The organism is Dactylosporangium cerinum, from assembly GCF_042653625.1.
Classification (GTDB): Bacteria; Actinomycetota; Actinomycetes; order Mycobacteriales; family Micromonosporaceae; genus Dactylosporangium; species Dactylosporangium cerinum.
Window position 1 is genome coordinate 889170 of sequence record NZ_JBHSIU010000130.1, and the last position, 13434, is coordinate 902603.

The following is a 13434-nucleotide window of genomic DNA, read 5'->3' on the forward strand; positions in this document are numbered from 1 at the left end:
GGGACGCACGAACGACTGGGGAGAGCTGCGAAGCATGCGACCAACACTGGTGGTGGGCCTCGGCGGGACCGGAAGCTGGGCGGTCGCGCATCTCAAGCAGCGCCTGCTCACCGAGCAGCGGTGGCGGGACCTGCCGACGCCCGGCGCGCCGCAGCAGGAGCGCTTCGACGGGCCGGTGCTGCTGCGGACCGTCGACGTCGACCGGACGGACCGGCCGCTGGTCGGCCGGACCCGGCTGGAGACCGACGTCGAGGACCTGTTCCTGTCGGCGCCGCTCGCGCCGGTCATCGACCAGCTGCGCAGCGACCCGGCCGGGGCGGCCGAGATGTACCCGACGATCGCATCGTGGTTCGGCCGGTCCGACGCGCAGCAGGTGCGCTCCGACGACGCGATGTCGTTGATGACCACCGGCGCCAGGCAGGTGCGGGCGTTCGGGCGGCTCGCGCTGTACACGGACTTCCAGTCGGCGCGGGCGTTCAGCCGGCCGCTGCAGGCCGCGTTCGACGAGCTGTCCGTCGGCTCGGACGGGGCGGCGTTCAACGTGCACGTCGTGTCGTCGATCGCCGGTGGAACCGGCGCCGGACTGCTCATCGACGTGCTTGCCTGGTTGCAGCAGGAGCGCCAGCGCCGCGAGGCCACGGCCGCCTTCCACACGTCGGTGTACTGCGTGCTGCCCGACGCGTTCCAGGAGCACCTGGACGAGCCGGGCCGGGCGGCGGCCGACGCCAACGGCTATGCGGTGCTGCGGGAGCTGCACCGTCTCGTCATGGCGGAGCGGCCGGTGGACTTCGTCTGGCGCCGGCACGAACGGCACCGGCTGACCCGGTCGCCCGCGCAGCACGTGTACCTCGTCGACGGGACGCGCCTCGGCGCACGGGGCAAGGGCTCGGCCGCGGAGGAGGCGGCGGGCCCGATCGCGATCGCCGACGCCATCTACACCCACGTGCTGCCCGCGGCGGAGGGGGACCTCAGCGCGTACCTGACCGATGTCCAGCGCCACGTCGCCGGTCGCGACGACGTCTACTCCACGTTCGGCGTCTTCACCGTCGAGCTGGCCTGGGAGCCGCTGGTCCGGCAGTTCGCCCTCACCGCCGCCGGGCAGCTCCTGGACCGGCAGCGCCGCTACGACGAGGCCGCGGTCACCTCCCTCGTGCGCCGCTTCGGCGCCGGCATCCTGGTCCTCGGCGGGCAGAGCGTGACGCCGCCCGCGCTGCTGCTGCGCATCGACGAGACCGAGCGTGAGCTGGTGCCCGACCTGCCGTGGCTGGAGAACGACGGGTCCGCCCGGCCGCCGGCGCTGCCGCGGCTCATCGAGGAGTTCGCGGACAACGACAACAGCCGCGGCGCCGACCTGACCGCCGCGATCGAGGCGCGCCTGGTCGCGTTCTGGGGTCCCCGCTACACGACGTTCAACCCGGCGGCGCCGACGTTCCACGCCGCGCTGGCCGAGGCCGCCGCCGCCATCGAGCGGCGCTGGGTCCAGGCAGTGCAGCTCCTGCTGACCCACGTCATGGCCGACACCGGATCCGGTCCCGACGCGGCGCTCGCGGCGATGCGCGCGCTCGCCATCCACCTGGAGCGCTACCGCCAGCGTCTCGGCCGGGACGTCGTGCGCCCGCCGGTCGACGCGATGTTCGGGGCGATGGAGGCGGCCCGGACCGAGCTGGACCGCACGTTCCGCCGCCGCCATCACCGGCAGCAGTACCTCGACGCGATCCAGGGCTGGCTGCACGCCGAGGTGCAGGAGGAGCTCGACAAGTGGGCGGGCCGGCTCATCGAGCGGCTCCTGGCCATCGTCGAGGCGGTGCGGCAGGAGACCCTGCACTGGCAGACGATCCTGGAGGACGCCGCCGCCCACATCCGCGCCGACGGCCAGGAGATCGCCGAGGAGCGGGAGCGCGCCGAGCGGCTGCCGCTGCGCCGCATCGTGCCGTCGGTCACCGACGCGGCGGTGGAGCGGCGCCTGTACGACGAGATCGTCGGCGAGCCCGGCGAGGACCAGCTGCCGGCCCGGCTGGCCGGAGCCGCCGCGACGCTGCGCTTCCGAGCCGTGCCGGGCAGCCCCGTCGCGCTGACCGTCGACGGCCCGCCGGCCGGGTCCGGCGGGACACCGGCGCAGCAGGTCGTCGAGGCCCTGGTGCGGCAGACCGCGCCGCTGTTCGACCGGCTCCGCACGATGTCCGTCTTCGAGATGCTGGAGCGACTCGGCGTCGGCGCCGGTGTCGTCGCCCAGCAGCTCCTCGACGGCGGCGCGCCCCTCGCCGGCTACGACGCCGGCCAGCACCACCAGCACCTGCGCCGCCGCAACCAGGACGACGAGCTGCAGGAGCTGCGGTACGTGGTGGCCGCCTGGCCCGCCACCGAGCACCCGGGCGGCGCCCTGGCCGCGGAGCTGCTCCAGGCGCTCGGGCGGCAGCGCATCCAGGTCGAGCACGCCCGCTCACCCGGGGAGCCCCGCCCGACCAACGACAAGATCGTGCAGTTCTGCGCCCGGCACGGGCTGGTCCTGCCCGCCTTCGCCGGAGTCGGCAGGACCCGTCCGGCGTACGTCCGCCGCCGTGGCGGCCCGCTGTCCCCGCACGTCCTGCCCGAGGAGAAGAACGCCGCGCGCCTGGAGGCCACCGCCGACGACCTGGCCGGGCAGGGGCTGCTGCGCGGCGGCATCGACGAGGTTCACCCCGCCGACCTGCCGCTGTGCCGCGACCCGGAGCTGCTGCGCGCCACGGCGGTGGCGCTGGCCTGCGACGTGCTGCGCGCGGAGCCCGACCGGAGCCGGCCCGTCGCGCGGTGGTGGCTGCGGGACGGGTACACCGAGGAGCTCTTCCACGACGGCCCCGACCTGCGCGACGGCCTGGCCGAGCTCGCGGACGGCGAGCGGCAGATGGACCGCTCGCGCTTCCAGACCCTGTGCCGCGCGGCCGGCGACATGGTCCGGCACGGCGAGGGCGTCAAGCGCGCGCGGCAGCACTTCCAGCAGCCACCCCCGCCCTGGTTCCAGGCGCGCCTGTGGCAGCTGCTGCTCGTCGCCGTGCACCTGCCCGATCAGGACGGCTGAGGGGCGGGTGCACGTCACAGCCCGGCGGCGGGCAGTCCTGCCAGGGTGAAGCGTTCCTGGAGCCAGGGCAGCAGGTACTGGTAGGCGGTGATGGTGTTCGGCTGGCCGTTGTCGTGGGACAGCACGATCGAGCCCGGGCGCGTGTGGCCTTTCACGTGGCTCACCACGCGGGAGATGTGCGCCGACGCGCCGCTGTCGTGGGTGTGCTCCCAGTCGCGCGGGTCCACGTCCCAGGAGATCGAGTCCATGCCCAGCGAGCGTGCCTTCGCCACGAGGGCGGGCGTGAAGTTGCCGCCGGGCGCGCGGAAGTACCGGACCGGCACGTCCGTGCCGACCGCCGCGCGGATCATCTCGTTGGTGTGCCTGAGGTCCCAGTCGATGTAGGCGTCGTCGCGCTGGGCGAGGTTCAGCAGGTGCTGCCACGAGTGGTTGCACAGGGTGTGCCCGTCGGCGTGGATGGCCCGGACGAGGTCGGGCCGGTCGCGGACCCGGAACCCGACCATGCAGAACGTGGCGTGGATGTGCCGCTCCCGCAGCATGGCCAGCAGCTTGGGGGTGTTGATCGGGTCCGGCCCGTCGTCGAAGGTCAGGGCGACCGCCGGGCTCCCCGTCGTGATGAAGGCGCCGAAGCGCCCGTCGCCGTCATGGAAGGTCGGGCTGGGCGACGGGGACGCCGACGTGGTGGGGCTGGGCAGGGGCGCGGCGGCGACCGGGACGGCGGACACGGCCGGCGCCGGCTGCGCCGGCCGTGTCACGGTGATGCTGTCGCCGGTCAGCGTGACCAGCAGCAGCACCACCACGGCGGCCGGCAGGCCGAAGATCGCAGATCGCACACCTGCCAGACGAATTGACACCGCGACAGGGTTGCACGCCGCACCGGCCGCCGCACCGGCGACCCGGTCAGGACCTGAAGGTCAGGTGGCATCCCGCTGGTCGAGCCACTTCAGCATCGCCTGGTTCGTCTCTTCGGGCCTCTCCTGCTGGATCCAATGGCCGCTGTCCAGGCTGACCACTTCCACGTTGGGCACGAATTCGGTCAACCTTGCAGACCGCTGGACCGCATCACGGTCGCCGTAGATCATGAGTGTGGGCTGCTGGATGATCGGGTCCACGTCCGCCAGCAGGCGCCAGTTGTGGTCGAGGTTCCTGTACCAGTTGATGCCGCCCGTGAATCCAGACGATTCGAAAGCGGCGACGAAGACGGCCAGTTCGTCGGCGCTCATCAAGGGATCACCGAGTGGGGTCCCCGCTCTGGCGAGATTGATGAACGACATGCCCGGCTGAGGCTCCGTGGAGGGCTCGTTCTTCCGGTAGAGGTTGCGAAGGAATTGGAACGTATGGGCTTCGAACACGGCGTCGGCGACGCCCGGCTGCCGATTGAAGTGGACGAAGTAGAAGTCGCCGCCGAGCACGGCTTCCATGACCTCGATCCAGGGTGTGTCTCCGCGTTCGAGGTACGGCAGGCTCAGGTTGATCACCCCGTTGACCCGGTTCGGATGCAACAAGGTCAGGCCCCAGACGACGGCGGCACCCCAGTCGTGACCGACAAAGGTGGCGTCGTCGTATCCGTAGTGGTCGAGCAGTGCGACGAGATCACCCGACAGGTGCCCGATGTCGTAGTCCGTCACCTCGGCCGGACGGGACGAGTTGCCGTACCCCCGCTGGTTCGGGACGATGACGTGGTAGCCCGCTGCGGCGAGGGCGGGCACCTGATGACGCCAGGAATAGGCAAGCTCCGGCCAGCCGTGACACAGCACAATGGGTCGCCCCGCATTGTGTCTGCCGGCCTCGAAGACTTCGAGTTCCACACCGTTGACTGAGATCATGGTCGGTTCGGGAAAATCGGTGGTCATGCCGCCATCCTGCCGACCGAAACCGGTCATCCCATGACCGGTTTCCTGTGGAAATGTTGTCGGGGTGCGAGCCGACCGACTGATGGCCTTCTGCTGCTGCAACAGCGCGAGCACGTGACAGCGGCAGAGGTCGCCCGGGAGCTGGAGATCTCCGAGCGCACCGCCGCACCCGGCCCATCGGTGGATGGCCGCACATTGACCAGCCATTTAGTGTGACCCCACGAGCACAGACTGCAACTCGTGAACGATGCTGTGGAATCGGCCGACACCCGAAGAAGTCGGAGTGAGACTAGTGGCATTCGACCCGCGCCGACTGGCCGAGATCATGGTGACCGACCCGGTCGGACCGGGACGACGAGGCACCGGCTACCGGGTCACCACCACCACGGTGCTGACCGCCGCCCACGTCATCGCCGGCGCGCAGAGTGTGTCGGTGCGCTTCGACGCCCAGCGCCCGACCGAGTGGGCGGTCACCGGCAGGCCCGAATGGTGCGACAACACGACCGACCTGGCGGTGCTGCGCATCACCCCGCTGGACGCCGAACCCGTGCTCCAGGCCGGCTACGTGCGACTGGCCGACGTGGGCGTCTTCGTCGACGCCCACACCGCGGGGTTTCCCTGGTGGAAGCTGCGTCGGCAGGTGCATGACCAGGACGGCCCTTTCGCGTTGCGGGATCTGCACCACGCGACCGGCCGAATCGCGGTGGCCTCGAACCGGCGCACCGGCCGGCTGGAGGTCGAGGTGTCCGCGCCGCGGGACATCCCAGAGGCCGCTCGGTCGCCGTGGGAGGGCATGTCAGGGGCACCGCTGTGGGTCGCCGACCGCATCGTCGGGGTGATCGCCGAACACCACCGCCATGAGGGTCCGAACTGGCTGACGGCGATCCGTATCGACCGATGCCTGGATGCCGCCGGTGTCGACCGGCCGGAGTTGGCCGAATTGCTGGGCCTGTCCGCCAGCCCGAACGCGCTGATCGACATCACCGGCACCGCACCCAGCCCGGTCACCGTCCACACGGTCCTTCCGCCCATTGCCGAGTTCACCGGCCGCGCCCAGGAGATCCTCGCCGTGACGGCCAGGGTGACCGGGGCTGCCCAGGCCGGGCAGGTCGTGGCCATCCACGCCATCGACGGCATGCCGGGGGTGGGTAAGACCGCCCTGGCCACCCGGCTGTGGCATCTGCTTGCCGACCAGTTCCCGCAGCGGCTGTTCGTGGATCTGCACGCCCACACCCCGGGCATGATCCCGGCCGACCCCGCCGACGCCCTGGCCGGCTTGCTGCGCACCGTCGGCGTGGACCCGCGTCAGTTGCCCGACGGGCTGGAGCAGCGCGCGGCGTTGTGGCGCGAGCGCATGGCCGGCCAACACACCCTTCTGGTGCTGGACAACGCCGCCAGCAGTGCTCAGGTCAACCCCTTGCTGCCCGGGTCCTCCCACTCCCTGGTCCTGATCACCAGTCGGCGCCACCTCGGAGACCTGGCCACCACGGCCGTCGACATGTCGCTGGACGCGCTGCCCCCCGATGAGGCCGCGCAGATGTTCGTGTTGCTGGCTCCGCGCGCCGCGAGCGATCCCGACCAGGTCGCCGAGATCGTCGCCCTCTGCGGGCACCTACCGCTGGCGATCCGCCTCGTCGCCCGGCTGTTCGCCAAACACCACCAGTGGTCCATGGCTGACCTGATTTCCAGGACCACCGCGAAGCTCCTGACAGTCCGGGTGGAACACGAGACGATCGCCGCCGCGTTCGACCTGTCGTATCAGGACCTGACCGCCGAGCAGCAGCGCTTCTTCCGCACCCTGAGCCTGCACCCCGGCGGCGAGTTCGATCTCCATGCGGCTGCGGCGCTGACCGGCCTCCGCCTGGAGGACGCCGGCGACCAGCTTGAAACACTCTTCGGCGAGCACCTGCTCGACGAGGTGGAATACGACCGCTACCGGATGCATGACCTGATCGCCGCGTACGCCCGCACCCATGCGGCCAGAGTGCCGGCCGACCAGAACGAACATGCCGTCGGGCAGTTGCTGGACTACTACCAGCACACCGCTGCGGTAGCCGCGGGCCGCATGTCCAGAACCTTTTGGCACGCACGCAGTTCAACGACGCCGCTGTCCACACCCGCTCCGGACCTTCCCGACTACACCTCCGCCACCGCCTGGCTGCGCGACGAACGCGCCAACCTCCTTGCGTGCATCCACCACGTCCGGCGAGACCATCATCAGCACGACCGGCTGATCGACCTCACCGCCGGCCTCGCCGCGCTGCTCCGGTTGGACGGACCGTGGGCCCAGGCCATCGAACTGCACACCCAAGCCGTGAACATCTGCCAAGACCTCGGTGACCAGCCCGGGCAGGCCGCAGCCCTTCTCGACCTCGGCATAGCGCGACGCCTCGCTGACGACAAGCCTGCGGCGACTCAGGACCTGCAGCAGGCCCTGGACATCTACGGTGACCTCGGTGACCGGGTCGGGCAGGCCGCCGCCCTTGTCGCGATGGGCACGACTCGCCGCCAGGTCGGCGCCTACCCGGCGGCGACCCAGGACCTGCAGCAGGCCCTGGACATCTGCCAGGAGCTCGATGACCGGCTCGGGCAGGCCGCAGCCCTTGTAGAGCTGGGCACGGTGCGATATCTGACCGACGACTACGCGGCGGCGACCCAGGACCTGCAGCTGGCCCTGGACATCTGCCAGGAGCTCGATCATCGGCTCGGGCAGGCCGACGCCCTCATCGTTCTGGGCGGAGTGCGATACGAGACCGGCAGCTACGGGGAGGCGACCGAAAGCCTGGAGCAGGCCCTGGCCATCTACGAGGATCTGGGTGGCCGCCTCGGACAGGGCGGCGCCCTCGTCGCGCTGGGCAGAGTGCGGTACATGACCGGCGACTCCGCCGGGGCGACCCGGGACCTTCAGCGGGCACTGGACATCTACAAGGACCTCGGCACCCCGGTCGGTCAGGCTGACGCCCTCAACAGTCTCGGCGGTGTGCGGTATGAGACCGGTGACTACGCGGGGGCGGTCCAATACCTGCAGCAGGCGCTCGACATCTACCTGGACCTCGGTGACCCGCTCGGGCAGGGCAACGCCCTCACCAATCTGGGCAATGTGCGGTGTCTGACAGCGGACTACCCGGGAGCGACCCGCGACCTGCAGCGAGCCCTGAACATCTACAAGGACCTCGGCGACCGCCTCGGGCAGGCCAATGTCCTCGCCATTCTGGGCGGCCTGGTGCGCTGCCTGACCGGGGACTATGCGGGGGCGGTCCAACACCTGCAGCAGGCGCTCGACGTGTATCTGGACCTCGGCGACCGGCTCGGGCAGGCCGGCGCCCTGAACGACCTGGGCAGAGTGTGGTGCCTGACCGGGGACTACGCGAAGGCGTCCCACGACGTGCGGCAGGCCCTGGACATCTACCAGGACCTCGGCGTCCGGCTCGGGCAGGCCGGCGCCCTGAACAATCTGGGCAGGCTGTGGTGCCTGACCGGGGACTACGCGAAGGCGTCCCACGATCTGCGGCAGGCCCTGGACATCTATCAGGACCTCGGTTTCCCCAGAGGTGAGGTCGACGTCCTCAACAACATCGGCGCGCTGCGCCGGGTAAGCGGTGACCTGGTCGAGGCCCCGCAGTGGCATCGGCAAGCTCTGCAACTCGCGTGTCAGATCAACAGTGAATGGGACGAGGCCCACGCCCGTGCCGGTCTTGGCCGTTGTGCCCGCGCGGCCGGAGACCGCACCGAGGCGCTCCACCACTTGCGAGGCGCGCTGGCGATCTTCCAACGCATCGGCACAGTGGAGGCGACCGAAGTCGCGGCCGAGGTTGCCGACCTGGCATCCGAGCAGCACCCCGACTAGTACTGCACCGACCGGCCACCCGCCACCTCCCGTGCGGAGATTCGTTCACGATGCCGGCTCGGAAGCGGCGACGCGGCCCTCAGGTATTTCGAAGCGGGTCCGGAGCCGCCGCCGCGCAGGATCGCGTCGCGTTCGGCGTCCAGGATGCCCAGCTGGGCGGATCGAGCCGGCCACTCCGGAATGGCCTCGGACTCGGTCGGCGCGACCATCTCTGCGTCATTGTGGCCCTGGACAGGGAGCGCAGCACCAACGGGCGGCACCTTCGTCGCAGTCAAGCATCGTTCGCCAGATGTGCGGCGCCACGGGTGGGGCCTGGCTGGGGATGAACCGGTTCGTGCTGGTCGTCAGGTTCCGGCTCCTCGGCGGCAGAGGCAGGAGCGACCGGCTCGGCCTCGGCGACGGTCGGCTCCTCGGCTGTCGGGGCCGGCGTGAGCACAGCCGGTTCGCTTCGGTCGGGGCCCGCATCAGGATGGACCGGCTCGGGATGAACCGGTTCGTGCTGGTCAGGTTCCGGCTCCTCGGCGGCAGAGGCAGGAGCGACCGGCCCGGCCTCGGCGACGGTCGGCTCCTCGGCTGTCGGGGCCGGCGTGAGCACAGCCGGTGCGCCGCGAGTTGCGTCCGCCGCTGCGACCGTCGCCGCTGTCATGGCATGGACAGACGCGGTCAACTCGGCGATCTGCATTGCAGTGTTGAGGAGCTGTCGCTGGAGTTCAGCGATCGTGACAGCCTCGGCACTACTCTCCGCTCCGTCGCCTTGCCGACCCGAAGTTTCCGTTGCACCCGGCCCGCCCGCCTGCGGCCCCGGCTGCGCCGACCCTTCTCCTGTGCCAGTGCTCGGCGGAGCGGGAGCATCGGGTGCTGCGGGAGGTGACTGATCGGTGTCCAGCGGCATCGGGGCGTCGCCGCTGACTGCCGCCAACGGCGGGCGAAGTACGTTGATCGACCGCCCTAGCTGGACCCCGCCCAACGTGACCAGCACCGTGAAGGTGCCGAACAGGACTGCTGAGACCAGCGTGTCCTCGGTGACTCTCAGGTCGTTGAGAACAATTGGACTCGAAAAATCTTGACGCATGGCACCGTACCAAATGGCGCCGGCCAGACTCGTCGCGAAATCAACGAGGAGAAGCAGTCCCAAAACTATGCGGAAGCTCCAAGTGCGGTAGTCGTCCTTAACCAATTGCCCGAGCACGGCGGCGAGCGTCAGCACGAGGGCCAGGACCACGCCGGCGACCAGGTCCAACGCCCGAGGTCCAAGTAGGCCAACCATGGTCTGCATGGAAAACCAGGCATCGATGGTGGCGAGCACCACACATGGGGGAAGCAGACCGATAGCAACGTTGCGTTGCCATAATCCCGAGCCTCGCGATTGAGGCAGGACCCTCGAATTCGCGTCGGTCATGCCTGGACCTGCGCAAACACGATGATCGTGATGATCACGGCCAGGAGTGCTACGCCGAAGCCGACCAGAAGGCTTGCCCGCGCACTGGGATCAAGCCGCCGATGACGCACCTTGTCGAGGCGTGCCACCGCTTCCGCGGATGCCTTGCTCAGTGACTTCACCTCGAGCGTAAGCTGAGCCATTGCGTCATTGACGCTTTTCTCTGAACTGCCGACCTTTGTGATCAGCTGGTCGACGATCTCACTCACACTTGCGCTGCGCGCGGCGAGCTGGTCGACACGCGCCGATATGCTCGTGAGTTCTTCGCGCATCTGCGCCGTGTCTGTCGACAGGTCGATGAGACTTGGCCTGGATTCCGTCCGGACCTCTTGATTCGCCTGCTGCGGTGTCGCGTCGGCAGCGCCGTCAACGGCAGCTTCGAGAGCGTGCACATCGACTCGCGTGCCCTCGACCAACTCTTCGATCCACGTCATTCTCTGGCGAATGGAGGCCAAATGCCGCTGAAGCGTGTCCTCGTCCGACAATTTTCACCTCTTATCCACTAACACTGCGGAAGATCAGGAACGCCGTGGCTGCGATGGCGAAAAGCAGGAGCAGCGTATCGGGCCACTTCATGCCTTGGACGTAAATGCGGCGGAGAAAGAATATCAAGGCTGAAAGGGCGCCAAGCACTGCGACCAGCTGGCCAAGAATGGACGAGAAAATGCCGTCGGCCCCATCCACAGCGAGTCCTCCAACTCCTATTTGACCGGCGACATCGAGGTTTCACCACATCTTAGCTGCGGGCGCACGCGGCGCAATGGTCTCACCGGATCACGATCAACCGGTCGATCGGTCAGCTGCGACCGCTGTCCGTCCACCATGGGCGGTGCAACCATCACCGATGTCACGAATGGGGCGCTATATGAATGTTCGCCATATGGTTCATGCACAACGCGCGGGTCTGACGGCAGTTGGCGGCGCCGCCCCTGGGACTTTCGGCGGTCAGGTGGCGGGCACGGTTGGCGCAAATGCTGACAGCAGGGTTGCTGTGATCATGTTCGGTGCCCGCTCGGCGGTGAGCCGGCCGGCGTTGATCTCGTCGGCCGCCCCGTGGATCACGCTGTAGAAGACGGTCACCATCCAGGACGCCGGCAGGTCCGTTCGGAACGTCCTGTTGCGCCGGCCGCGCCTGATCAGGCTTTCGACCCGCTCCAGTGCCCCGTCGTGGTGTTCACGGATCTGGCCCTGCGGCAGCTCCAGCTGCGCGGCGAAGAGGAGCAGCCGGGACTGTTGGACAAGCCGCCATGAAGACCTGACAAGCCGGGCCAGCGCCTGCCGCTCGTCACCGCTGAGGTCGACATCGGCCAAGGCTCGATCGGCTTCGGCCATCACCCGGGTGAAGACCGCGTCCAGGAGCTCGGTCCGGGAACCGAAGTGGCTGTACAGCGTCACCCGCCCGACCCCGGCGGCGCGGGCCACCTCCTGCATGCTCGCGGTCGGGTCCGTGGACAGGAGCTCCTGAGTGGCCTCGAGGATGGCGTTCACATTTCGCTGCGCGTCGGCCCGGCGCCCACGCGAGCCGCCCGCCTGGTCCTTGCCGTCCGCAGCCTTCGTCCCTGCCACCCGAGTCCTCCATGTCATCGCTGTCATCCAGCATGCCGCATCCGACATGCCGCATCCGACCGTGCCCACTGTTGCCCGCCGAGCCGGCGCGACGACCGCCTGCGATCGGTCAGCAATGAGAAGTCGAACACACGTGTTCAGTTTAACGATCGGGGGGACTACCGTAAGTCGTACAACAGTGTACGACTTACGAGAGGCAGTCATGGAACTTCAACAGCGGGGCACGGTTCACAGCAGCAGCTGGGCCGTTCTGGTGCTGCTGTGCCTGGCGCAGTTCATGGTCATCCTCGACGTCACGGTGGTGAACGTGGCGTTGCCGCAGATGTCGAACGACCTCGACCTGACCCGCACGGCGGCCACCTGGGTCGTGACCGCGTACACCCTCTGCTTCGGTGGCCTGCTCATCCTCGGCGGCCGCCTCGCCGACATTCTGGGGCGCCGAGGCGTCTTCCTGGCCGGCTTGACGGTGTTCACGGCGGCGTCGCTGCTGGCGGGTCTCGCCGGCGACACGGGGATCATCCTCGGAGCACGGGCGGCGCAGGGGATCGGTGCGGCGCTGCTGTCGCCGGCCGCGCTGTCGATCGTCAGCACCATGTTCCACGGACCCCGCCGGCACAAGGCCCTCGCGGTGTGGGGTGCCGTCGGCGGAGCCGGAGCCGCCGCAGGCGTCCTCATCGGCGGACTGCTGGTGTCCGGCCCGGGCTGGAGCTGGGTGTTCTTCGTCAACGTGCCGATCGGTGCGGCGGTCGCCGTCGCGGTCGCCGTCGTGGTCCCGCGGTCGCCGCGCTACCCGGGCCGGGTTGACGTCCCGGGAGCGCTGCTGCTGACGGCCACAGCGGGTCTGCTCATCTACGGTCTGGTCCAGGCCGGGAACACCGGCTGGACTGCGACCGCTACCTGGCTGCCGATCGCCGGTGCCGCGGTGGCCGGCGCGGCAGCCACCGGGCTCCAGCGGTCGGTCCGTGCACCGTTGCTGCCCACCACGCTGCTACGGCGCCGGCCGGTCGTCGCGGGCAACGCCGTCATGCTGGTCGCGTCAGGGCTGCTCATCGCCGGGTTCTTCCTCACCTCGATGGTCGCCCAGCACGTGTTCGGCTATTCCGCGCTGCGGACAGGCCTGCTCTTCCTGCCGGTCACGGTGGCCACTGTCGTGTCGGCCCACCTGACCGCGCACGGCCTGCGCCGCTTCGGTGCCCGCCCGGTGGCGTTCGTCGCCTTCGCCGTCGCGTCGGCCGGCTTCGGCCTGCTGACCGGGGTGTCGATCCACGATGACCCGGTGACCGCCGTCCTGCCCGGATTCGTCCTTGCCGCCGCTGGGCTCGGCGCCGGCTTCGTCACCGCGTCCACATCGGTGATGACCCGCGTGGAAGGGCACGAGGCGGGCAGTGCGTCCGGCGTGCTGAACACCGGCCACGAGCTCGGCGCCGCGCTCGGCGTCGCGATCGCGTCCTCGATCGCCGCCTCCGACCTGACATCGGACCCGGCGTCAGCGCTCTCCACGACCGGCTTCACCGACGCCTACACCATCGCCGCGGTTGCCGCCGCGGCCGCCGCGCTGCTCCTGGCGGCCGCACTGCCAGGCGGGCGCCCTCCAGTCACCGACGCTCCCATGTTCGTGCACTGACCACAGGGGCGGTTCGCCCCCGCCGGCTCCCGTCGAAATTCCGGTGTACCC

At 69.6% G+C, this 13434-nt stretch carries 10 protein-coding genes; 3 read left to right on the forward strand and 7 right to left on the reverse strand.

What is annotated here, in order from left to right; genetic code table 11:
• Positions 1 to 34: 34 nt before the first annotated feature.
• Positions 35 to 3055 carry a tubulin-like doman-containing protein gene (locus tag ACFPIJ_RS61930; RefSeq protein ID WP_380128918.1) on the forward strand — a complete coding sequence of 1007 codons (3021 nt, stop codon included), beginning with the start codon at positions 35 to 37 and terminating at the stop codon, positions 3053 to 3055.
• A 14-nt stretch (positions 3056 to 3069) separates the two neighbouring features.
• Here ACFPIJ_RS61930 and ACFPIJ_RS61935 read toward each other — a convergent pair whose 3' ends face one another.
• Positions 3070 to 3888 carry a polysaccharide deacetylase family protein gene (locus ACFPIJ_RS61935; protein WP_380128919.1) on the reverse strand — a complete coding sequence of 273 codons (819 nt, stop codon included), beginning with the start codon at positions 3886 to 3888 and terminating at the stop codon, positions 3070 to 3072.
• 81 nt (positions 3889 to 3969) lie between these two features.
• Positions 3970 to 5022, reverse strand: a complete 1053-nt coding sequence (locus ACFPIJ_RS61940; protein WP_380128920.1) for an alpha/beta fold hydrolase — start codon at positions 5020 to 5022, stop codon at positions 3970 to 3972.
• Positions 5023 to 5191: 169 nt separating this feature from the next.
• Between ACFPIJ_RS61940 and ACFPIJ_RS61945 the strand changes: the two genes are divergently transcribed.
• Positions 5192 to 8755 (forward strand): tetratricopeptide repeat protein, encoded by a 3564-nt coding sequence (locus ACFPIJ_RS61945; protein ID WP_380128921.1) that lies wholly within the window; start codon positions 5192 to 5194, stop codon positions 8753 to 8755.
• Here ACFPIJ_RS61945 and ACFPIJ_RS61950 read toward each other — a convergent pair.
• From ACFPIJ_RS61950 to ACFPIJ_RS61970, 5 genes are all read right to left on the reverse strand, one after another.
• Positions 8752 to 8964 carry a hypothetical protein gene (locus ACFPIJ_RS61950; protein WP_380128922.1) on the reverse strand — a complete coding sequence of 71 codons (213 nt, stop codon included), beginning with the start codon at positions 8962 to 8964 and terminating at the stop codon, positions 8752 to 8754. The genes ACFPIJ_RS61945 and ACFPIJ_RS61950 overlap by 4 nt on opposite strands.
• A 62-nt stretch (positions 8965 to 9026) precedes the next feature.
• A complete protein-coding gene (locus tag ACFPIJ_RS61955; protein ID WP_380128923.1) occupies positions 9027 to 10154 on the reverse strand; it encodes a hypothetical protein in 1128 nt (375 codons plus the stop codon).
• Entirely contained in the window at positions 10151 to 10678 is a 528-nt protein-coding gene (locus ACFPIJ_RS61960; protein WP_380128925.1) for a hypothetical protein, read from the reverse strand. Before ACFPIJ_RS61960 ends, ACFPIJ_RS61955 begins: the two co-directional genes overlap by 4 nt.
• Before the next feature lie 10 nt (positions 10679 to 10688).
• Positions 10689 to 10877 carry a hypothetical protein gene (locus ACFPIJ_RS61965; RefSeq protein ID WP_380128926.1) on the reverse strand — a complete coding sequence of 63 codons (189 nt, stop codon included), beginning with the start codon at positions 10875 to 10877 and terminating at the stop codon, positions 10689 to 10691.
• Between the two features lie 261 nt (positions 10878 to 11138).
• On the reverse strand, positions 11139 to 11759 hold the full coding sequence (locus tag ACFPIJ_RS61970; RefSeq protein WP_380128927.1) for a TetR/AcrR family transcriptional regulator: 621 nt from the start codon (positions 11757 to 11759) through the stop codon (positions 11139 to 11141).
• A 202-nt stretch (positions 11760 to 11961) separates the two neighbouring features.
• Between ACFPIJ_RS61970 and ACFPIJ_RS61975 the strand changes: the two genes are divergently transcribed.
• Entirely contained in the window at positions 11962 to 13383 is a 1422-nt protein-coding gene (locus ACFPIJ_RS61975; protein WP_380128928.1) for an MFS transporter, read from the forward strand.
• Positions 13384 to 13434: the final 51 nt, after the last annotated feature.